This is a genomic window from Natronococcus sp. CG52, assembly GCF_023913515.1.
Taxonomy (GTDB): Archaea; Halobacteriota; Halobacteria; order Halobacteriales; family Natrialbaceae; genus Natronococcus; species Natronococcus zhouii.
Map to the genome: position 1 here is coordinate 1,477,064 of NZ_CP099391.1, position 21,222 is coordinate 1,498,285.

General features: G+C 65.6%; 20 protein-coding genes. 5 read left to right on the plus strand and 15 right to left on the minus strand.

What is annotated here, in order from left to right; all coding sequences use genetic code 11:
* Positions 1 to 107: 107 nt before the first annotated feature.
* The gene (locus NED97_RS07545) at positions 108 to 794 is read left to right on the plus strand and encodes a PHP domain-containing protein (protein WP_252490096.1); all 687 of its coding nucleotides are present in this window, start codon (positions 108 to 110) and stop codon (positions 792 to 794) included.
* Entirely contained in the window at positions 791 to 1,888 is a 1,098-nt protein-coding gene (locus NED97_RS07550; protein WP_252490097.1) for an asparagine synthase C-terminal domain-containing protein, read from the plus strand. Before NED97_RS07545 ends, NED97_RS07550 begins: the two co-directional genes overlap by 4 nt.
* Before the next feature lie 33 nt (positions 1,889 to 1,921).
* On the opposite strand, the gene NED97_RS07555 is transcribed toward NED97_RS07550, so the two are convergent.
* The 10 genes from NED97_RS07555 to NED97_RS07595 form a co-directional block, all read right to left on the minus strand.
* Positions 1,922 to 2,251 (minus strand): cupin domain-containing protein, encoded by a 330-nt coding sequence (locus tag NED97_RS07555; protein ID WP_252490098.1) that lies wholly within the window; start codon positions 2,249 to 2,251, stop codon positions 1,922 to 1,924.
* A 247-nt stretch (positions 2,252 to 2,498) separates the two neighbouring features.
* Positions 2,499 to 5,525, minus strand: a complete 3,027-nt coding sequence (locus tag NED97_RS07560) for an MEDS domain-containing protein (RefSeq protein WP_252490099.1) — start codon at positions 5,523 to 5,525, stop codon at positions 2,499 to 2,501.
* A gap of 345 nt (positions 5,526 to 5,870) precedes the next feature.
* Positions 5,871 to 6,962 carry an Mrp/NBP35 family ATP-binding protein gene (locus tag NED97_RS07565; protein WP_252490100.1) on the minus strand — a complete coding sequence of 364 codons (1,092 nt, stop codon included), beginning with the start codon at positions 6,960 to 6,962 and terminating at the stop codon, positions 5,871 to 5,873.
* A gap of 168 nt (positions 6,963 to 7,130) precedes the next feature.
* Entirely contained in the window at positions 7,131 to 7,439 is a 309-nt protein-coding gene (locus NED97_RS07570; protein ID WP_252490101.1) for a DUF2062 domain-containing protein, read from the minus strand.
* Positions 7,436 to 8,815: an NrfD/PsrC family molybdoenzyme membrane anchor subunit gene (gene nrfD, locus NED97_RS07575; protein ID WP_252490102.1), complete on the minus strand. Its 1,380-nt coding sequence runs from the start codon at positions 8,813 to 8,815 to the stop codon at positions 7,436 to 7,438. The genes NED97_RS07570 and nrfD overlap by 4 nt, the downstream gene beginning before the upstream one ends.
* A complete protein-coding gene (locus tag NED97_RS07580) occupies positions 8,812 to 10,596 on the minus strand; it encodes a 4Fe-4S ferredoxin N-terminal domain-containing protein (RefSeq protein WP_252490103.1) in 1,785 nt (594 codons plus the stop codon). Before NED97_RS07580 ends, nrfD begins: the two co-directional genes overlap by 4 nt.
* 264 nt (positions 10,597 to 10,860) lie before the next feature.
* Complete coding sequence (locus tag NED97_RS07585) at positions 10,861 to 11,532, minus strand: helix-turn-helix domain-containing protein (protein ID WP_252490104.1); 672 nt, start codon at positions 11,530 to 11,532, stop codon at positions 10,861 to 10,863.
* A 131-nt stretch (positions 11,533 to 11,663) separates the two neighbouring features.
* Positions 11,664 to 12,569, minus strand: a complete 906-nt coding sequence (locus NED97_RS07590) for an alpha/beta fold hydrolase (RefSeq protein ID WP_252490105.1) — start codon at positions 12,567 to 12,569, stop codon at positions 11,664 to 11,666.
* Between the two features lie 218 nt (positions 12,570 to 12,787).
* Positions 12,788 to 12,913 (minus strand): hypothetical protein, encoded by a 126-nt coding sequence (locus NED97_RS23080; protein WP_256493414.1) that lies wholly within the window; start codon positions 12,911 to 12,913, stop codon positions 12,788 to 12,790.
* Between the two features lie 115 nt (positions 12,914 to 13,028).
* The gene (locus NED97_RS07595) at positions 13,029 to 14,006 is read right to left on the minus strand and encodes a transcription initiation factor IIB (protein ID WP_252490106.1); all 978 of its coding nucleotides are present in this window, start codon (positions 14,004 to 14,006) and stop codon (positions 13,029 to 13,031) included.
* Positions 14,007 to 14,195: 189 nt separating this feature from the next.
* Here NED97_RS07595 and gatC point away from each other — a divergent pair, with 189 nt between their 5' ends.
* From gatC to NED97_RS07610, 3 genes are all read left to right on the plus strand, one after another.
* Complete coding sequence (gene gatC, locus NED97_RS07600) at positions 14,196 to 14,474, plus strand: Asp-tRNA(Asn)/Glu-tRNA(Gln) amidotransferase subunit GatC (RefSeq protein WP_252490107.1); 279 nt, start codon at positions 14,196 to 14,198, stop codon at positions 14,472 to 14,474.
* A 2-nt stretch (positions 14,475 to 14,476) separates the two neighbouring features.
* Positions 14,477 to 15,748: an Asp-tRNA(Asn)/Glu-tRNA(Gln) amidotransferase subunit GatA gene (gene gatA, locus NED97_RS07605; protein ID WP_252490108.1), complete on the plus strand. Its 1,272-nt coding sequence runs from the start codon at positions 14,477 to 14,479 to the stop codon at positions 15,746 to 15,748.
* A gap of 109 nt (positions 15,749 to 15,857) precedes the next feature.
* Positions 15,858 to 16,268: a hypothetical protein gene (locus NED97_RS07610; RefSeq protein ID WP_252490591.1), complete on the plus strand. Its 411-nt coding sequence runs from the start codon at positions 15,858 to 15,860 to the stop codon at positions 16,266 to 16,268.
* A gap of 58 nt (positions 16,269 to 16,326) precedes the next feature.
* Here NED97_RS07610 and NED97_RS07615 read toward each other — a convergent pair whose 3' ends face one another.
* From NED97_RS07615 to NED97_RS07635, 5 genes are all read right to left on the minus strand, one after another.
* A complete protein-coding gene (locus NED97_RS07615) occupies positions 16,327 to 16,677 on the minus strand; it encodes a helix-turn-helix transcriptional regulator (RefSeq protein WP_252490109.1) in 351 nt (116 codons plus the stop codon).
* A gap of 72 nt (positions 16,678 to 16,749) precedes the next feature.
* Positions 16,750 to 17,517, minus strand: coding sequence for an NRDE family protein (locus NED97_RS07620; protein ID WP_252490110.1), 768 nt, complete (start codon positions 17,515 to 17,517; stop codon positions 16,750 to 16,752).
* 73 nt (positions 17,518 to 17,590) lie between these two features.
* Positions 17,591 to 19,213: a class I adenylate-forming enzyme family protein gene (locus NED97_RS07625; RefSeq protein ID WP_252490592.1), complete on the minus strand. Its 1,623-nt coding sequence runs from the start codon at positions 19,211 to 19,213 to the stop codon at positions 17,591 to 17,593.
* Positions 19,210 to 20,271, minus strand: coding sequence for a mandelate racemase/muconate lactonizing enzyme family protein (locus tag NED97_RS07630; RefSeq protein ID WP_252490111.1), 1,062 nt, complete (start codon positions 20,269 to 20,271; stop codon positions 19,210 to 19,212). Before NED97_RS07630 ends, NED97_RS07625 begins: the two co-directional genes overlap by 4 nt.
* A complete protein-coding gene (locus tag NED97_RS07635; protein ID WP_252490112.1) occupies positions 20,268 to 21,209 on the minus strand; it encodes a 1,4-dihydroxy-2-naphthoate polyprenyltransferase in 942 nt (313 codons plus the stop codon). Before NED97_RS07635 ends, NED97_RS07630 begins: the two co-directional genes overlap by 4 nt.
* Positions 21,210 to 21,222: the final 13 nt, after the last annotated feature.

The following is a 21,222-nucleotide window of genomic DNA, read 5'->3' on the forward strand; positions in this document are numbered from 1 at the left end:
GCTCGAGCAGCGAACCGCTGCGACGGGGGCTCTCACCGACCGTCCCGTTTCTCCGCTCGCGACCCGGTATCGGGGCGTTTTTGACCGATCGCGAAAAACGTACACGCGTGCTGTCGGTCGAACTCCACGTCCACTCGTCGCTGTCCTACGACGGACGCGACTCCGTCGATCTCATCCTCGAGCAGGCCGAAGCCGTCGGACTCGACGCGATCGCCGTGACGGATCACGACGAGATCAGCGCGAGTCTCGAGGCCGCCGAACGCGCGCCCGACTACGGACTGGTCGGCATTCCCGCGATCGAAATCTCGAGCAAGGCGGGACACATCCTCGGCCTCGGCGTCGAGGAAGCGATCGCGCCGGGACTCACCTACGAGCGAACCCTCGAGGAGATCCGATCCCAGGGCGGGCTGGCGGTGATCCCGCACCCGTTCCAGGAGTCTCGTCACGGCGTGATGGCCCGGATCTCCCGCGAGGAACTCGCCGAGGCCGACGCCATCGAGGTCTACAACTCGCGACTGTTTACCGGGCGAGCGAACCGCCAGGCCAAGCGGTTCGCCACGTCCCGCGATCTGCCGATGACGGCGGGCAGCGACGCCCACATCAGCGAGATGGTCGGACAGGCGGTCACCCGCGTCGACGCCGACGAGGGGTCCGCCGACGCGATCCTCGAGGCGGTCCGCGAGGGGAAGACCTCGGTCGAAGGAAAACGGACGCCGTGGCACATCAGCTTCCGGCAGTTCAGCGGCGGCGTCACGCGGCGCATCAGGAACACCGTTCTGGGGCTGCTCCGATGACGCTTCGCGGCGCCGATCCCGACACCGTCCGCGAGGCCGTCGAGTCCGGCGACCCGTTGCCCGGAACGTTCGGCTTCGCCGGCGAGGTCGACGGCCGCCTCGTCCGGGACGTGCTCGGACGGATCCCGCTGTTCGTCGAACGCGAGCCCGACGAGTCGCCGGACCGGCAATGGGCGTTCGAACCGGCCGCCCTCGAGGATCCGGTTCGCTTTCCTTCGGGGTCGGTCTCGCGGTCGGCCGGAGCCGACCCGGAGCGCGTCTGGTCGCTTCCCGAACCGACGCCCGAGAGCGATCCGGACGCCGCCCTCGACGCTCTCGACCGAGCGATTCGGACGGCCACGGATCAGGTTCGGTCCGACGACTGCGCCGTCGCGTTCTCCGGCGGCGTCGACTCGGCGCTGGTGGCCGAAGTACTCGACGCACCGCTCTACGTCGTCGGTTTTCCGGATAGCCACGACGTCGAAGCCGCACGCACGGCCGCAGCGGCGATGGATCGCGAGCTCACGGTCGTCGAACTCGAGCCCGCGGACCTCGAGCGAGCGGTCCCGGAGGTCGCTCGAGCGATCGGGCGGACGAACGCGATGGACGTCCAGATCGCGCTTCCGCTGTATCTCGTCGGCGAGCGCGTCGCCGCCGACGGCTACGAGACGCTGGCGGTCGGACAGGGCGCCGACGAACTGTTCGGCGGCTACGAGAAGGTCGTCCGACTCGATCACCGCGTCGAGGCCGAGACGGTTCGCGGTGCGGTCCGCGAGCAGATTCTCAGCCTGCCCGGACAGCTACCGCGAGACGTGCGTGCGATCGAGGCTGCGGGGCTCGAGCCCGTGACACCGCTGCTCCACGACGCCGTGATCGACGCGGCGCTACAGTTACCGGACGAGCTACTGGCCGACGAGAAGACCCGGAAACGAGGCTTCAGACGCGTGGCGGCGCAGTACCTTCCCGAAGAAGTTTCGAGCCGGGACAAGAAGGCGGTCCAGTACGGCAGTCTCGTCGCCCGCGAACTCGACCGACTCGCTCGCCAGGCCGGCTACAAGCGCCGGATGGACGACCACGTTACGAAGTACGTCGAGTCGCTGCTCGAGGCCGAGTGAGCGTCGAGCGACGAACTGTTCTCGAGCGAGTGCCTACGACGGCAGCGGGCAGAGACTCGCGGTGAAGACCACCGTCTCGTCGGTCTCGTTTTCGGCGCCGTGATCGACGCCGCGCTCGTGCAACGCGACGCCGGGCGCCTCGATCTGTTCTCGTTCTCCGTCCTGGAGGACCGTCACTGTCCCCTCGAGGACGTGGAACACGTTCGTGCTGTCGCCGTGTTCGTGCGGCTCGAGCGTCGCGCCCGGTCCGAGCGCGAACGCCTTGACGAGTACGTCGTCGGTGACGACCAGTTCCGCGGTTTCGACCTCGCCGTCGGCCGGCTCGAGGTCTGCGAGCGCGTCGGCGTATCTGTCGAGCGTCATCGGTTGCCGGTTCGGCTTACGGTCGTATAAATCTCGGACACACGAGGGCGATTCTGTCGAGTTGCTCGGACTTCAGAACGGCAATTCGTTACGTAGGGATGCACAACGAACTTTTTCCGCCTCGGGTTCGCTCGCTGTGCTCGCTCACCCTCGGCGCAAAAACTTCGATGAAAAAGGCCGCTCGCTCGCTTCGCTCGTTCGCGGGTGCTGCGCTCGAGCGGCTACCGCAGCGTTACCTACTCCGCCTTCACGTATCGGTGACTGGAAGCGTAAACGAGAACATCGATCCCTCACCGGACTCAGACTCGACCCAGATGTCGCCGCCGTGGCGCTCGACGATCCGTTCGCAGAGCGCGAGTCCGATGCCGGTCCCGTCGTACTCGCCGTGTGTGTGAAGGCGTTGGAACACATCGAAGATGCGGTCCTGGTCGGCCGGATCGATACCGATGCCCTCGTCGCGAACCGACACGACCCACTCGGAGCCGTCGCGTTCGGCCGAGACGCGGATCTGCGGCGGTTCGTCGCCGCTGTAGGTGATCGCGTTCTCGAGCAAGTTCTGGAACACCTGGCGGAGCTGGCTGGCGTCGCCCTCGACGCGGGGGAGGTCGTCGGCGGTAATCTCGGCGTTGCTCTCTGCGATCTGAACCTGAAGATCTGACAACACGTCGTCGAAGACGGCATCGAGGTCGATGGGATCCAGTGGGTCGCCCTGAGATTCGACCCGCGAGTATGCGAGCAGTCCGTCGATCATTGCGCGCATCCGATCGGCACCGTCCACCGCAAACTCGAGGAACTCCTCGCCTTCCTCGTCGAGTGCGTTCTCGTAGCGGCGTTCGAGAAGCCTGAGGTAACTCGAGACCATCCGCAACGGCTCCTGAAGGTCGTGTGAAGCGGCGTAGGCGAATTGCTCGAGCCGTTCGTTCGACGCTTCGAGTCTATCGATCACCTCTTCCAACCGTTGCTCGCGCTGTTTGTGCTCGGTAACGTCCTGGGCCGCCCCGCGGAGCGAAACGACCTCATCGTCGACGGCCTCTGGAACGCCCTGCAGCCGAAGCCAGCGCACTTCGTCGCTGGCTGTACGGATTCGCACCTCCACGTCGAAGGAATCGCCGGAGTCGAGTGCGTTCTCGACAGCACCTTCGACGATCTGCCGGCCCTCCTCGTGGTACATGTCGAGGGCCTCATCCAGCGGCGGCTCCTCGTCGGCGTTCACCTCCAGGAGCTCGAAGATGTGGTCGGTCCAGAACACCTCCATCGTCTCCGGGTCGATCTCCCAGCCGCCGACGTCCGCGATGCGCTCGGTCTTCTCGAGCAGGTCGAGCGCCCGTTCGAGTTCGCGTTCGCGCTCGACCTGCTCGGTGATGTCGCGTGTCAGCGCTATCTGAGCGATCGTCCCATCGGGGCGACGCAGCGGCGCTGCATGCGTTTCCATGTGTCGGCGCGTCCCCTCCAGACCGACGACGTCGAATTCCAGGGTCCCGCGTTCACCCCGACAGATTCGCTCGTTGAACTCGCGAAACGCCTCGCGGTGGTCGGGGGCGATCAGATCGTAGACGCATTCGCCGATCACGTCCGATTCCGAGTCGGCTTCCACCATGTCCAGGCCGGCGGGGTTCATCCGAAGCAGGGTACCGTCGGCGGCAACGGTTTTGATGCATTCGGGCGTGGTCTCGATTAGCGAACTCAGATGCGCCGTGCGCTCGCGCAGTTCCCGCTCGCGCTGGCGGCGCTCGAGTTCGTATTTCACCCACTGCCCCATCAGGTGGTGGAACGTCCGCTCGGCCTCCGAAAACTCCGTTTCCCGGGGCTGGTTCGAGAGGAAGAAGAACGTCCGGTCGTCGTCGTTGTCGAGTTCGAGGTACATGCCCAGGTACGTCCGGACGCCGAACCGTTTGTAACAGAGTTTGCTTTCGAAACCGCGGCTGACGGGATCGGTAACCCCTGCAGTCTCTCCGTCGTCCGAAACCAACCGGCAGTAGGTTTCGGAGAGCGGGTACTGTTCGCCCGGTACGAGGTGGTCGTGCTCGCCGTTGATCGTTTCTACCTCGAACAGGTCGGTCTCGGGATCGACCCTGGCGATCCCGCCGAAGTCGAGATCGAAGTGCTCACAGCCCAGTTCGATGACTGCCTCGAGCTTTTCGTCGAACGTCCGGTCGGGAGTGGACGTGATCTCGTACAATCTCCGTTGGGCCCGTTCCCGTTTCCTGCGCTCGCTAATGTCACGGACCACCGCGAGCACGACTGGACGGCCGTTGTGCACCATCCGAGACGCGGAGATCTCTGCCGGGATCTGGCCCCGGTCTTTGGTGTGACAAGAGAGTTCCTCTACCCAACCAGTGCCGTCCTCGAGTACCTCCTCGACGAATTCCTGGAACTCGTCGAGTTCGTTGGGGTGAACGTCGGAGGGACCGAGAGTCAGCAATTCGTCGTACGTGTAGCCGAGCATCTCGGTTGCGGCCGGATTCGCGTCGACGATCTCGTCCGCTTCGGGATCGACGACGAGAATAGCGTCGTGACTGCTCTCGAAGACCCGCTCCAGGAATTCTTGACGCTCCTTCAGCCCCGTCTTCACCTCGGTCCGCTCCTGCAGCGTCCCCATCATCCGATCGACCTTCGTCTCCATCTTCTCGGAACCGAAGAATTTCTCGGGTGGTGTGTAGTAGAAATTCTGCGAGACGGTGCCGTCGGAGACGATGTGTGGGTGGGTTTTGATAACGTCGTGGATAACCGCTGCCGGGAACCGCTCTCGGTTGTACTGGCACATGACGACGTAGTCGTCGTCCTGGTAGAGGGAATTGAGCACGGCCTCGTACTCGACCAGTTCGTCGGCGCTCGTCTCCCCGTCCAGTGCCCACGTCATCTCGGCGGCCGCTCTGAGTCCCGTATGGTCGCCCTCGCCGATCGCCCGTTCGAGCGACTCCTCCCAGAACTCGAGCATTTTAGTCCGGTCGAACTCGCCGGTTCGGCGGTACGTGTCCGCTGGCGTGAGGACGGAGAGCGCACCCGATTCGAGGGCAGCGTCCACGTCGATGCCGTGGTCCCGCATCGCCGTTAGGACGTCTTCCCTGGAGTTGTCGTCGGCGACGTACAGACAGCGCTCGCCACGTTCGAGCCCCTGAGAGATGAACGGAATTGCAGCTGAAAACTGGTCGTCGCGGCTCTCGTAGACGAGTGCGAAATGATCGTTTGAGTGGTCGTGGTCGTCGAGGGGTTCGGCCGGACCGCGGAACGCGGGATTCGACTGGAGTGCCTCGTGCCCAGTCTCGAAGCTCACCGATTCGTCCGGTACTTTGTTCGAGGATGAGCGCTCACTCATACATCACCCCCGCACCTGCTCGAAACTGGCACCATCTCACCTGAATCAATCCGCTCGAGAGGGTGATTGGAAGGAGGAGAGAAGAAGACCGCCTGCCGATCCGCATCCGCCGATCCGGTCGCCGACATCGGGATACCGTTCATACAGAGAGTTGATACAGCCAAGATAAAAAAGGCTATTGTAGTCTGTATTCCCACGGTTACGACCACTTAGTTGAGGGCGCGAGAACGTGGTAGATACCGTCCTCTACTGAAAGACGACAGTCGAGTCGTCGAAAAGCGCTCGAGCCGGCTCGAGAATTCCTCAGTCCTCGACTTCGGTCGGGAGGGCGTCGTCCGGCTCGTCGGGGGCGTTCTTGGCGACCGTTCGGCGGTTGGCCTCGCCGATCCGATCGGCGACGTTGCCGACCAGCTCCTCGAGGATATCCTGGACCTCGCTGTCGTCGTCCTTGACGAGGGCGCCCTTGCTGCCGTCGGCGCCGAAGTCGGGGTGGATCGGAACCCTGCCGACCATCGGCACGTCGTACTTGTCGACGATGGTGTCGGCACCTTCGGTTCCGAACAGGCCGTGCTGGTCGCCACAGCTCGGACAGACGAACGAGCTCATGTTCTCGACGATGCCGAGGACCGGCGTGTCGTGTTTGTTGAACATCTGGACCCCCTTCCGGGTGTCGTCCAGCGCCATCTCCTGAGGCGTTGTCACGACGACTGCGCCCGTAACCGGCATCGACTGCAGCAGGTTCAGCGTCGCGTCACCGGTACCCGGCGGCAGGTCGACGATGAGGTAGTCGAGGCGTCCCCACTCGACGCCGTCGAGAAACTTCATCATGAACTTATTGACCATCGGGCCGCGGAGGATCGCCGGATCGTCCTCTTCTTCCATCATGAACCCCATGCTGATCACCCGGACGCCGTCGGAACGCGGCGGCACGATGTCTTCGTTCGGCGTGACGCCGGGATCGCTCTCGACCGGCAGAATTCGGGGGATGTTCGGCCCGTGAATGTCGGCGTCGAGGAGGCCGACCATCGCGCCGCGTTTCTCGAGACCGGCCGCGATGTTAGCCGCGACGGTCGTCTTCCCGACGCCGCCCTTCCCCGAGGAGACAGCGATGACGTTGCGCACCCGCGGCAGGACCTCGTCGTCGAAGCCGTGTTCCGCGCCGGCGTGAGCGCGCAGGTCGGCCTCGAGTCCCGCTTCGTCGCAGACCTCTCGGATCCGGTTGCCGAGTTCCATCTCGGAGGGTGCGTACGGCGCGTTGAACGCGAGCGAAATCCGGGCGGTCTCGTCGTCGATCGTGACGTCGTTGACGAGTCCGAGCGAGACGATGTCCTCGCCGATGTCCGGATCTTCGATGCCCTCGAGTTTGATCTTGAGTTCGTGTTCTGTGATACTCATGGTGCGTCGAGATGCTCTACGCGAACGGAAGGGGTGGAGCGGGATACGTGTGATGGTTCGGTCCCTGAAAACCAGGGTAACGAGAACGAACGACGGTAAACAGCGACGAGAGCGATCAGTGACTGTCGCCGCCAGCGCAAAAAACGAGCGAAACGGTGATCGGCTGCGTTACGGGCCGGGAGCGCTGAGCGGCTCCGGCATCCCGCCGTAGAACACGATGCCGATGATCACGGTCAGGATGAACATCCCGATCCACATCTGGGCCGTGATGGCGACGAGATAGGAGACGCCGAGCAGCCCGGTGCTCGTATCGCGCGGCTCACCGAGGAACCACGCGGCGACCATAACGTACACGGGAACGAGGATCACGGCGAAGATGAGCCAAGTCCCGATGTTGGGGAAGCCGGTCAGCCCTTCGGTGCCGTCGAACCCGTGGTAGAGCACGTGCGAGAGGGCGTTCGAAAGTGCCGGAATCATGCTTCAACCTCCGGCTTCTTCGTACTTTCGTCTACCGGTTCGTGTTCGTGTTCGTGTTCGTGACCGTGATCGCCACGGAGGTGTTCGACCGCGTGGAGTTCGACCACGGGCACGATCTTGGCGAGGACGAGGAAGAACAGCGTGACCATGCCGACCGTCCCGACCAGGGAGAGCCACTCGATCGCGCTCGGGAAGTACTCCCCGGGGGTCGCCGCGTAGATCTCGAAGGTGGGGTGCATGAACCCCTCGACCACGAACAGGATCTTCTCCATGAGCGTCGCGAGGAGCACCGCCACGCCGGCGACCATCGCGCGAACCCTCGTGAACAGCGCCGGACGGATCGTCTGGGCGAAGATGAAGACGAGCGTGCCGAAAACCATGCTCATCGAAAGGAGGTAGACGGGATGGTGGAAGGTGGCTTCCTGTGCGACGCCCACGTCGATCGGCGCCTTGAACAGGCCGACGACGTTCTGCTGGAGCTGGAGCCAGAGGAACAGCAGGCAGAAGAAGCCGAGCCACAGCAAGAGACCGCGGAAGACGTCGTCGGTCATGATGTGCTCCCAGTCGTAGGCGCGCCGGAAGGCGGCCGCGACGAGAATCACGCCGCTGATCGCCGACGTCAGTGCGATCGTGAGGAACTGCGGACCCTGCACGGCGCTGAACCAGGCCGGCATGCCCGGCAGCACGGCGAACAGCCACGGAATGACGCCGCCGTGAAGCAGCAGCGGTGCCATGATGATGATCGCGAGTGCGAGCCACCAGACCATCCGCTCGACGATCTCGTCTTCCTGCTCGGTGTAGCCGAGCGTCATGACGTTATAGATCGGATTGAAGTGGTCCGGAAGCTGGTCGCGAAGTCGCGTAATGTCGTACCGGAGCGTCAGTGCGAGGTAGGTCGCCGTCAGCACGAAGTATGCCGTGATGACGGTCACGTCCCACACCAGCGGCGAGTTGTTGACCGTGATGTGGTAGTGGCCGAGGACGCTCGTGACCATCCGGTCGGGACGGCCCATGTGGACGAGAATGTAGAACCCAGCCGCGGAGAGGCCGGCGAGCGTCAGCATCTCTGCGAGGCGGGCGACCGGCATGTACCGATCCATCCCGAGCAGTCTGACTGCCGCGGAGAGGATGATACCGCCGTGGGCGATCCCGACCCACCAGATGAACGCGCCGATGTACAGCCCCCAGGTGACGCCGCCACCGCTCCCCCAGTCGGAGAGTCCGGTGACGACCATTCCCTGCTGGAGCTGATACATCCAGGCGACGAGGAACGCTCCGAGTGCCAGGGCGGAGACGGCGAACAGCGCGAAGAACTTCTTCGACGTGTTCTGGATCGGGCGGAGGATGTCCGCTTCGGTCGGGGTCTTCGTGCTCATAGCGACACCCCGGCGTCACCGACCGTCTCCTCGTCGGTAACGTCCTTGCGCTTGTCGACGAGACTTACGGACTCGCCGTTCGCGCGTTCGTAGCTGAGGTCTTCGTACTGAACGCCGGTTCCCGTCGGCTCGTCCTTCTGTTCCGCGTTCGGACCGGGCTCGTTGCCGAGGTAGATGATGTTCGGGTTAGTTCCGACGTCTTCGAGGAGCCTGAAGTTCGAGGCGGGCGTGCCGGCGAACTGCTCGAGCAGGAACTGAGCCGCTTCCTCGTCCGGCTCGAACTCTTCCTCGTCTTCCGATTCTTCGTCGTCGGCTTCCTCCTCCTCTTCCTCGGCTTCTTCGTCGTCGCCGTTCTCGTCTTCGCCGTTTCCGTCGGACTCTTCCTCTCCGTCGTCGGCGCCTTCCTGGTCGCCCTCCTGCTCTTCGGCCAGTTCCGGTCCGTCCGCGAGGTCGAGTTCGGCGAGAACTTCCTGGCTCTCGAGGTCGAGTCCGTGTTCCGAGAGCGCGTCGAGGACGTCCTGAATGTCCTCTTCGGTGTCGGCGTGGTCGCCGTCCGTCTCGGCCAGATCGTCGGTGACGATATCGACCGCGACCATGAGCGCGAGCTCGTCCTGCTCGAGGTCGGTGGCCTCGATGACCGAATCGAGGTCGTCACCGGCGCCGTCGAGACTCTCCTCGAGGTCGTCAGCGGACGGCGGGTTGAGCTGTGCGAGCGTTCGACCGCGGCTCGGGTTCTCGGCGTACCGCTGCGGGTCGCTGGTCGAGTCGTTCATGTCGCCGAACTGAATCGCGTCCGGCGGACAGGCCTCCTCACAGGCGGTCGTGCCGACGAACTCCTCGCCGCGGTGACCGTCCTGGCGGGAGGGGCACATCGTACACTTGCTCATGGTACCGCGTGGGGAACGACTGTCGACCCAGCGGCCACGCTCGTCCTCCATGTGGTTGCCTTCCATCCCGTCGTGTTGTTCCGCAATCTCGTCGGTCGAGATGTCGGGTTCGTCCCACTGGAAGTAGTTGACGCCGTAGGGACAGGCGACCTGGCAGTACCGGCAGCCGATACAGACGTCGTAGTCGGTCAGGACCAGCCCGTCTTTATCGCGGGTGTGACGGGCGGTCGTCGGACAGACCTTCTCACAGGGCGCGTCGGTACAGTGCTGGCACGGCCGAACGAGTCGGTTTCGGCTCGTGCTGCTCGGCGCACCGGCGTCCTCGTACTCGAGGACGTACATCCAGTTGACCCCCTGGTCGAGGTTGTTCTCCGAGGAACAGGCGGTGACGCAGGAGAGACAGCCGTCGCAGCGCTCGAGGTCGATGGCCATCCCCCACTGGACGCCCTCGCCGTCGCCGCCTACTCCGACGTCTCCGTCTTCCTCTTCGGCAGCGGCGAGCGCTTCCTGGTTCCCGTCGTCGACGGTTCCCCAGGCGCCGAGACCGACGGCGGCGGCGCCGGCCCCCATCTTCTTCATCACGTCACGTCGAGGCTCTTCGCCGTCGCCCTCGAACTTCTCGAGCATGCTCGAGAACGTACCCTTCGCTTCCTCCTGGGCGTTCTCGTAAGCTTCCTCGGTCGGACGATCGTCGACGCCGAACTCGTCCATCACGTCGTCGTGATACTTCTCGTGGAAGTCGGCCTCGGAGAGTTCACCCTTCGTGACCCGCATCGCGTCTTCGGCCATCTCCATCCCGAGATCGGTGTCGTACTCCGTGTCGTCGAGCATTCCCTCGAGATCGTTCTCCCACTCTTCGCCGAGCGGGTGGAACGACTCGTCGTCCGTGCTCATTACCGGAGAACACCTCTGGACGTGACGGTTCGGTTACACGCCAGTACGTAGTTGGATACAGTCATATGTCTCCTCTATCCCGCACTCACGACTAAACGTTGTTGAAGTATCGACCCGATTTCCAACTACTGAGAATGGCACCGAATATGTTCGTCTCTATATTACGGCCCAGCTCGCAAACGATCGCAGTCCACGGCCACCTCGAACGACGCCCGTCGTCGAGTTCGGAACCCCACGAGTTACCGAGGCACACCTTCGTCTCTGTTAGCCGCTCGCGAGCTGATCCTCGAGCGACCCGGGACGGCTGTCGGGGAACTCCTCGACGAACCGCTTGATGATCGCCTCTTCGGCCCGATGGAGCGTCTCGCTGCAGGTCGACTTGGCGATGTCCAGATGGTCGGCCAGTTCCGTCAGCGAACAGCGACGCGGGGTGTCGTAGTACCCCTCGTCGACGGCCGTGACGGCCACTTCGAGCTGTCGTTCCGAGAGAAGCTGACTCTCGTAGAGCCGCTCCCGGACCTGTTCGATCCGATACCGGAGGCCGGCCCGCTCGAGTCGGTCGGCGAGCGCTGCGAGCTGTTCTCGCGACCCGGTGACGTCGATCACCGCCTCGCCGTCCTGGATTTCGACCGGGAGATCGATCGGAATTCCGGACTCGCGAGAGGAGAACAACAGCAGGGGGGCCGTCGTGTCGAAGTGAACCGTCGTCTCGTCGTCGGTCCGTCCGGCGGTCGAGAGGTTCGAAATCTGCGGGTGATCGTCCAGCTCGCCGACCGCCTCGGTGACTTCGGAGCCGGTGAGGCGAACGAGCGCGAAGCCCGATCCCGCGCCCGGGACTGCCTCGAGCATTCGGAACGTCGTCTCGGGGTAGGCCGTCGAGACCTGCCACATCCAGACCTGCTCGGGCATCGTGATGGTGAGTGTCGCCTGGGCCATGCGAACGGGTATCCCTACGGTCGTCACGGGGAATACCACCATCCACATTCCTACGGCGTGAGAACACACGGCGAACATGTTCCCCTGATGTCCCCCGCCGCTTCGAAGGCAGTAGTCCGTCCGAGGGGTCGTCAGCGCAGGTGATCGAGCAACAGGTCGGTCGTCCGCTCCGGCTCCTCGTGGGGAACCCAGTGACTCGTCTCGGGGAGGCGTTCGAGCCGACCGCGCTCGCAGAACTGCACGCTCGCGAGTCCGAGTTCGGGGACGAGCGCCTCGTCCTCCTCGCCCCAGACGACGACCGTCGGCTGCTCGAGGGGGGGTCCCGCGGCGCGTCCGGCGGGTAGCGTGCGAGCGCCCGGTACCAGTTCAGCATCCCGGTGAGCGCGCCCTCCCGTCCCCAGGCCCGACGGTAGTGAGCCAGCTCCGCTTCGGCGAACGTTCCGGGGGGACGCGGTCTCCCGCAGCGCTCGCTCGAGGAGTCGGAAGTCGCCGACTCGACAGAGTCCCTCCGGGAGCCACGGCAACTGGAACGCGAGCACGTACCAGCTTCGCCGAAGCTGTTCGGGATTCGACGCGAGTTGCTGGCGAAACGCGACCGGATGAGGCGCGTTGATGATGGCCAGGCGGTCGACGACGTCCGGGTACCGGAGCGCGAGATCCCAGCCGACGGCGCCGCCCCAGTCGTGGCCGACGACGTGTGCCGTCTCGCGGCCTTCGCTCGCGATCAGGTCGACGATATCCCTCGAGAGATCCCGGAGCTGGTACGCCCGCACGTCCTGTGGCTTCTCGCTCAGGTTGTACCCCCGTTGATCGGGGACGACCACCCGGTAACCGGCCTCGACTAGCGGTTCGATCTGTTCCCGCCACGCGTACCAGAACTCGGGAAAGCCGTGGAGCAACACGACGAGCGGATCGTCCGCGTCGCCGGCGGTAACGGCGTGCAGCCGAACCCCGTTCACCGTTCGGGACGTCGATGTCGCCTCGGCGAACGAGAGGATCGACGCGTCCGTCTCGAGGGGCGCTGGAGGCGCGTCCATACGTCCGGTTCCGGTTCGCGGCCGGATTTACGTACCGGTCGCGGAAGGGACTCCCGTCTCGGCTGGTCGGCGCGAAGTGATCCGTGCGAACGCGTTCGACACTTCCGTTTCCGGAGAGTCAGCCGCTCTCGTCTCGCCGCCGAAACGCCGGAGCCGAGCACGCGCTCGAGCACGGAGATCAGAAAGCCCGACCACGCGCTCGCCACGGTCGAACCGTGTCAGGTCCAGGCTCGAAGACAGTCCGCCGAGCAGAAGTACAGATCGACGGACTCACCGGGGGTGGAGTCGGTGTGCGTCGTCAGCGTGTACGCGACCTCGTCGGTTCGACAGTTGTCACAGCCCATACCGAACCCGACTGGAGAACGGGATATGATTATGCACCGATTAGCGCGCTGCCATCGCAGTTAGCGACTGATTACGACGGGCGCAATCCGACGTTGATACAGAGCGACTGGCCGCTCAGACCGGCGCACCTTTCTCGGCCTCGAGCAGTTCGTGGTACCGGTTTCGGATGGTGACCTCGGAGATGCTGGCGACCTCGCTGACGTCGTTCTGGGTGACCTTCTCGTTGGTCAGCAGTGCGGCCGCGTACATCGCGGCGGCGGCGAGGCCGACCGGGGACTTGCCGCTGTGAACTTCCTCCTCCTTGGCCGTCTGCAGGAGGCCGCGGGCCCGTCGCTCGGTCTCGTCGGAGAGGCCGAGGTCGCTCGCGAACCGCGGGACGTAGCTCTCGGGGTCCGCGGGCTGAACCTCGAGGCCGAGCTCCCGAATGACGTACCGGTACGTCCGGGCGACCTCGTCCTTTTCGACGCGGCTGACGGCCGAGATTTCGTCGAGGCTGCGCGGCGTGCCGGCCTGACGGGCGGCCGCGTACAGCGACGAGGTCGCGACGCCTTCGATCGAGCGGCCCGGGAGCAGGTCCTCCTCGAGGGCGCGGCGGTAGATGACCGACGCGGTTTCGCGGACGTTCTCGGGGAGGCCCAGCGCGCTGGCCATCCGGTCGATCTCGCCGAGAGCCTGCTTCAGGTTGCGCTCTTTGGAGTCGCGGGTGCGGAACCGCTCGTTCCAGGTGCGAAGCCGCTGCATCTTCTGGCGCTGGCGACTCGAGAGGGACTTGCCGTAGGCGTCCTTGTCCTGCCAGCCGATGTTCGTCGAGAGCCCCTGGTCGTGCATCATGTTGGTCGTCGGGGCGCCGACGCGGGACTTCTCGTCCTTCTCGGCGGCGTCGAACGCTCGCCACTCGGGACCGCGATCGATCTCGCCCTCGTCGACGACGAGCCCGCAGTCCTCACAGACCGTCTCGGCGTGCTCGGCGTCGGAGATGACCCGACCGCCGCACTCCGGACACTCTTCGCGCTGTTCCGCCTGCTCGTCCGTCTCCTCACGTTCGCTCGAGCGTCGCTCGTCGCTCCGGGTTCGGATAGTGGATTCTGTCATCTGTGGGAAAATCCAGCCGGGGTAGGCTGAAAACGCTCTACTCCTTCGTAATGTAGTCGATGCACTTAAATACTCCGATAGTATTGCGCGCGTTTCAGCGACTATACCGCCGTTACGAGCGGATCGAGAAATCGCCTCACCGTCGGCGGTATCGAAACCCTTACTCTCCGGAGGCCGGTGAGATCTCGTATGAGCGACGACGCCGTCAGTCCCGAGGAGGTCCGCCACGTCGCGGAGCTGGCTCGCGTCGACCTCGCGGACGACGAGGTCGACCAGTTCACCCGGCAGTTCGCGGACATTCTCGAGTACTTCGAGACGCTCGACGAGGTACCGGAGGTCGACCGCGACGCGGATCTGACGAACGTAATGCGTCCGGACGAGAAACGCGACTCACTCGACCGCACCGAGGCGCTCCGAAACGCCTCCGAAACCGAGGACGGCTACTTCAAAGGCCCGAACGTCTCCTGATCATGTCGGCGAACATTTTCATCACGGAGGAGGAGATCGACGGCGACGACGACGGTCCGCTGGCCGGCACGACGGTCGCAATCAAGGACAACATCTCCACCGAGGGCGTCCGGACGACTTGCGGCTCGCGGATGCTCGAGGAGTACGTCCCGCCCTACGACGCGACGGTCGTCTCCCGACTCAAAGAGGCGGGGGCGACGATCGTCGGCAAGGCGAATATGGACGAGTTCGGGATGGGGACGACCAACGAGACCTCCTACTTCGGTCCGACGGACAACCCGGCGGCACCCGGCCGCGTCCCCGGCGGGTCCTCCGGCGGCTCGGCCGCTGCGGTCGCCGCCGGCGAGGCCGACGTCGCGCTCGGCACCGATACGGGCGGCTCGATCCGCTGTCCCGCCGCGTTCTGCGGCGTCGTCGGCATCAAGCCGACGTACGGACTGGTCTCGCGGTACGGACTGGTCGCCTACGGCAACAGTCTCGAGCAAATCGGCCCCTTCGGCGAGACCGTCGAGGACGCCGCGGAACTGCTCGACGCGATCGCCGGCAGCGACGAGCGTGATGCGACTACCCACCCGGAGGGTGACGACTCGAGCTACGCCGACGCCGCCACCGGCGAGGTCGACGGCCTTTCGATCGGCGTTCCCACGGAGCTACTCGAGGGCGCCGACGAGGGCGTCGTCGAGACCTTCTGGGACGCGATCGCCGATCTCGAGGAGCAGGGCGCCGAGTACCACGAGGTCAGCCTCCCCTCCGTCGAGCACGCCGTCGAGGCCTACTACGTGATCGCGATGTCCGAGGCGTCCTCGAACCTCGCCCGGTTCGACGGCGTCCGCTACGGCCACGACGCCGACGTCGAGGGCAACTGGAACGAGACCTTCTCGCAGGCACGCAAGGAGGGCTTCGGCGACGAGGTCAAGCGCCGGATCCTGCTCGGCACCTACGCGCTCTCGGCGGGGTATCACGACAAATACTACAAGAAGGCCCAGGACGCCCGCGCGTGGGTTAAACAGGACTTCGACGAGGCGCTCTCGGAGGCCGACGTGCTCGCGTCGCCGACGATGCCGGTGCCGCCGTTCGAACTCGGCGAGAGCCTCGACGATCCGCTCCAGATGTATCTCGCCGATGCCAACACGGTGCCGGTCAACCTAGCCGACCTCCCTGCGATCTCGGTACCCGCCGGCGAAACCGACGGTCTCCCCGTCGGCCTCCAGCTCATCGGTCCGGCGTTCGGCGAGGAGCAACTGATCCGCGCCGGCAGCGCGATCGATCGATAACCCGTTTCGGTCGGGACGATCCGCTATCTGGTTGGATATCCGAACGGTTTATTTTTATACACCGTTCGCGAATGGTAGGCCACTGAACGGATTACGCAGGTGGCATGTGATAGAGATTGCACCGGACGAAGAGGTCGCGTTCGACGAGTTCGCTCGCGTCTGTGATCTCGTCGACGGTTACTTCGACGAGACGATCGACGAGGTGGCGATACAGACGCCGGTGTCGCGACGGCAGCTCGTGGCAATCCTCGCGAGGGTACAGCTCTCCGGCCGACAACGCGCGGTCGAGAGCGGCATCCAGCAAGCCGACGTGGTGTATCGGTCGCGCGAGGAAACGTTCCTCTGGTTCACCGACGAGTTCTGGACCGACATCGGCGGGCAGCACGACCTCGACGCCGACGAGCGGCGAGCCGCTCGAGCGGTTCACCGGCGGGTGATCGGCGTCGTCGACGGAGACGACGCTCGGGACCGTGATCCGTTCGTGCTCGTCGGACGGTTCGGGCCGTACGAATCGCCGTGAGCGGCGTCCGCTTCGGCCGGTCGAGTCCGATCGTCGATCGACTCGAAGAGAGCGGCCGTTACTCCTCGTACGCGAGATTCATGATCCACTGCGAGAAGGCGTCGCTGTTGGGATCGACCTCGTCCTCGCCGATGAACGGCGAGAGCATGTCGCCGGCCATCAGCAGGGTGAAATCGAGGTCCCGTGCGGTCGGCGAGATGTAGTAGGTGTTGTGGCCGTTGTAGACGGTTTCCTCGCGGTCGACCAGTTCCTTCTCGACGAGCGATTCGACGATTCGGCTCCCCTTGCGCGAGGAGACGTCGAGTTCCTTCCAGAAGTCGCTCTGGTGGATACCGCCGGTCTCGCGGACGAGTTCGAGTCCGGCACGCTCGTCTTCGGAGAGCTCTGATTCTGTCGCAGAGACGCTCACGGTGACCACCTCTCCGTGCTCGCCGCTACGGGCGCGAGTGCGTTCATACTCGTATGAGGCAGGGCGAGCCGCTTAAATGTGCCCTTCGCGCTCTTCCAGCGAGTCGGTTCCGACCGCGACCGACTCGTAGCTCGTCTCGCAGGGCGGCTCCGGAGCGAACGCGTACCGAGACCGTTCGCCCAGGGCGATCAACGAGGAGGAACGGGTGCCGAACCCGTCCCCGTGAACGCAGACGCCGTACTCGTGATCCCCGAGCACCGTTCCGGCTCGCTCGAGCCACTCCTCGGCCGTCTCGTCCGATTCAGCGGCCAACTCGCGACGCAGCCTGCGACCGTTTTCCGCCTGTTCCCGCGCCGCATCGGGCCGGATCTCTGGAACCCGAGCGTCGTCGTCGACCGCGACGTTGACGACGACGTGGACGCCGGGGTCGAAGTCGGTTCGCTCGAGGTCGCCGCCCCACTCGTAACAGAACGCGTCCGTCTCGTCCGCGATTACGAGGTAGAACCCCTCGTACTCCCGGCTCTCGGTCTGCTCCTCGACGATCGTCGCTGCGTCGGCGGCGGAGCGGGCCTCGAGGACGTCCGCGACGAGCAACCCGCGGGATCGTTCACCCGCGAGGTCGGCGTCGCCCCACCGGTTCGTGATGCCGGCGAAGACGCCGAACTCGTTGTAGCCGATCCAGGTCCCGCCCGCTTCGACGTCCCGCGGCGCGACGATTCGCGGCTTCTCGCGGTAGACGTCGGGCGGCAGGGACTCGCGCTCGAGCGCTTCGTCACGGTTTGCGGCGACTGCGACGGGTGTCTCGTCGAAGACCTGCCAGGCGAGCGTGAGCGTACACACGGTCCGGGATAGGAGCGCGAACGCCTTAACTTCGCGTCTGTTCGACGGCTTCGAGGCGCGGTTCGCGAGTAGATTACGACGACCGCGACCAGTCGGAAACGTCGATTCCCGACTCGAGCAGGCGCGTTCGCGTCGCCTCGCGGTCGACGGTCCCCGACGGCGTCCGCGGAAGCGACGCGACGACGGCGATCATCTTCGGCCGCTTGAATCCCGCGAGGCGATCGTCGCAGTGGCCGAGGACGGACTCGAGGGCCAGCGATTCGGCGGCGGTCTCAGACCGGCCTCCAGCCGGTCCGTCGGCTCCCTCGGGAACGACGAGCGCGCCGACGCGTTCGCCCCACTCGCGGTCCTCGAGACCGACGACGGCGGCGTCGGCGACGCCTGGATGCGAGCGCAGCACCGCGACGACCTCGCCTGGGTCGACGTTCTCGCCGCCGGTGACGATCCGGTCGCTTCGGCGGTTGAGCACCCACAGCCGGCCGTCCTCGTCGGCGTAACCGACGTCGCCCGTGTAGAGCCCCCGGCCGCCGAACGCTGCGTCGGTTCGCTCGGGCTCGAGGTAGCCGGGCGTCACCGTCGGCCCCGAGACGACGAGTTCGCCCGGTTCGCCTATCGGAACTCCCTCCCCATCGTCGTCGACGACCGTCACGTCGGCGAAGAGGAGCGGCTGGCCGACGGTCCCCTCCTGAGTCCGCGTCTCGGCGGGCGTCGCCGTGGCGATCTGGGAGGCCGTCTCGGTCATTCCGTAGGTCGGGTGAACCGGCACGTTGGCCGCGTGGCAGCGCTCGAGCAGTTCGCTCGAGGCCGGCGCGCCGCCGAGGAGAACGAACCGGAGCGCCTCGGCGGGCTGCCAGCCGGCGTCGAGCAGCCGCTTGCACATCGTCGGTACCAGGGAGACGCCGGTCGCGTTCTCGCGCTCGAGAATCCGGGCCGTCTCGCGCGGTTCGAACGCGCGCTGGATCACGACGGTGGTACCGTAGAGCACGGACCGAACGACGGGGGCCAGCCCGCCCATGTGGTACATCGGGAGACAACAGAGCCACCGGTCGTCCGGATCGACGCCGAGCCGGAACGCGGAGGCCGTCGCGCTGGCGACAAGGTTTCCGACGGTCAGTCGCACTCCCTTCGGCTCGCCGGAGGTCCCGGAGGTGAACATGATCAGTTGCGTCTCGTCGCGCCCGAGCGAGACTGGTTCGACGGTCCGATCCCCCTCGAACTCCGACTCAGTTTCGCGCCGGTCCGAGTACAACGCCCGGACCCGCTCTATCTCGGGATCGTCGACGGACCAGACGCACTCGCCCTCGAGCGCCGCCTCGTCCGCTAGCTCGAGCGCGCTCGATTCGGTCCCCGCCTCGCAGACGATCGCCTCGAGCCCCGTTCGGTCGACCTTCGCGGCGAGTTCACCGGTCGTCTCGCGGACGTTCAGCGGAACGACCGTCGCGCCGAGTCGCATCGCGGCGAAGAAGACCGTCGCGAACGCGGGCCGGGTGTCCATCAGGACGCCGAGCCGATCGTTTTGGGGGTTCCCGAGCGCTCGCCGGATACCTCGAGCGGCGTCGTCGACTCGCCGGTCGAATTCCCGGAAGCTCCAGCGATCGTTCGTCTCCATATCGACCACAGCCGTTCGCTCGGGCGTCGCCCGGACACGGTGTGTCACCAGGTTGTGAGTCGGCCAGTCGACCGGCGCGCCCGTCACTCGTTCCACACCCCCTCGACGCCGAGTCCCTTCGCCTGCGGGACGACCGCCGAACCGTTCTCGAGCAGGACGGGATCGCGGCCGAGGTCCTCGGCGAGCAGCTCTCCGGTCGCCAGCCCGCAGGCCGGCAGATCCGGGATCGCCGCCGCGAGGTGGACCGCACCCGTTCGGGCGACGACGCCGTCGATCGTCGTCGTCACCAGCGGCGTGATCTCGAGTTCGGCGATCCACGCGGTGATCTGCTGGGCGACGTCGAGTCCGCCGAGGGCCATCGGTTTGATCGCGAGGACGTCCGCGGCCCGGGCTTCGCAGATCGCGTCGACGCCGTGCTCGAGCAGCCCCTCGTCGAGGGCGACCGCGACGCCCTTCCCCCTGAGTTCGGCGTGGCCCTCGAGCGCCCCGGCCGGCAGCGGCTGTTCGACGATCGACACGCCGACGTCGGCGAAGGCCTCGATCGCGGCGGCGGCTTCGTCGTAGGACCAGGCGCCGTTCGCGTCCGCGCGGAGTTCGACGTTAGGACCGACGGCCTCACGGACGCGGCGTACTCGTTCGACGTCCTCGTCGACGCTTCGGCGGCCGACCTTGAATTTGCAGCAGTCGAAGCCGCGGTCGACGGCGCGTCGTGCCGCCGTCACGCTCTCGTCGACCGATCGATCCCCGATCGTCGCGTTCACCGGAACCCGCGCGACGAGCGCGTTCGGGCTGAAGTAGCGGTAGAGCGGCGTCGACTCGGTCGAGGCCTCGAGATCCGCGAGTGCGAGCGAAACGCCGTGTCTCGCGGCGACCGCCTCGTCGACCGCCGCCAACGCCTCCCTCGCGCTACCGCTCCGGATCGTCCGCTGTGCCCGCTCGAGCGCGGCGGCGCAGTCTTTTCGGGACTCCGTCCAGCCTGGAAGCGGGGTCGCCTCGCCGTAGCCGACCGCCCCGTCGCTGTGCCGGGTAACGCGAACGAGGAATCCGTCGCGGGAGCCGATCGTTCCGCTCGCGGTCTCGAGCGGCGTGGCTAGCGGCAGCGAGAACGGACGGTGCTCGAGGTCGAGTGTCGGTTCGTCGGTCATAGCAGCACGAACCCTCCGGCGAACAACAGCGCGTACATCGCGAGCAGTTTCCCGGTCTGCTCGAGGGCGGGGTTGAGCGCCTCGCCGTCGGTCCGCGTCAGGACGGTTCGCGCGATCAGCGCGGCGTAGGGAAGCGTCACGAGGGGCAACAACACTTCGGGACCGAACCCTTCGCCGAGCCAGAACCACAGCGGCGTGAGGTAGGCGAGCGCGAGCAGGGCAGCGAACTCGAGACGACTCCACCGATAGCCGAGGCGGACGGCGAGCGTCCGCTTTCCGGTCTCCGCGTCGGTTTCCCTGTCGCGGATGTTGTTCACGACCAGGACGGCCGTCGAGACGCCGGCGATGGGGAGGCCGGCGAGGATCGACTCGCGGGTCACCGTCCCCGCAGGAACCGTCGTCGTGAACGGCTCGAGGTGGGCGGCGGCCTGGACGTAGTACGTCCCGGTCACGGCGACGAGTCCGAAGAAGACGAAGACGAACGGGTCGCCGAGGCCGTGGTATCCCAGCGGGTACGGTCCGCCCGTGTAGGCCCATCCGCAGCAAACGCTCACGAGACCGATCACGAGAATCGGGACGCCGCCGACGTAGACGAGGTAGGTTCCCGAGAGGATCGCCAGCGCGAACGTGACGATCGTCGCGAGTTTGACCCGTTCCGGAGCGATGAGTCCGGACTGGGTGACCCGCGTAAAGCCCTCCCGATCGTCGGTATCGGCGCCCTTGATCGCGTCGTAGTAGTCGTTCGCGAAGTTGGTTCCGATCTGGATCAGTGCTGCACCGATTACCGCCATCAGCGCCGGTATCGGGGCGAAAACGCCCTCGTAGACCGCGAGTCCGGTCCCGACGATGACGGGCGCCGCCGCTGCGGGCAACGTCTGCGGGCGTGCGGCTATCACCCACGCCTTCGTCCGCGAAATATCGACTTCCGCCGTGCTCATTGCTCGAGTAGTC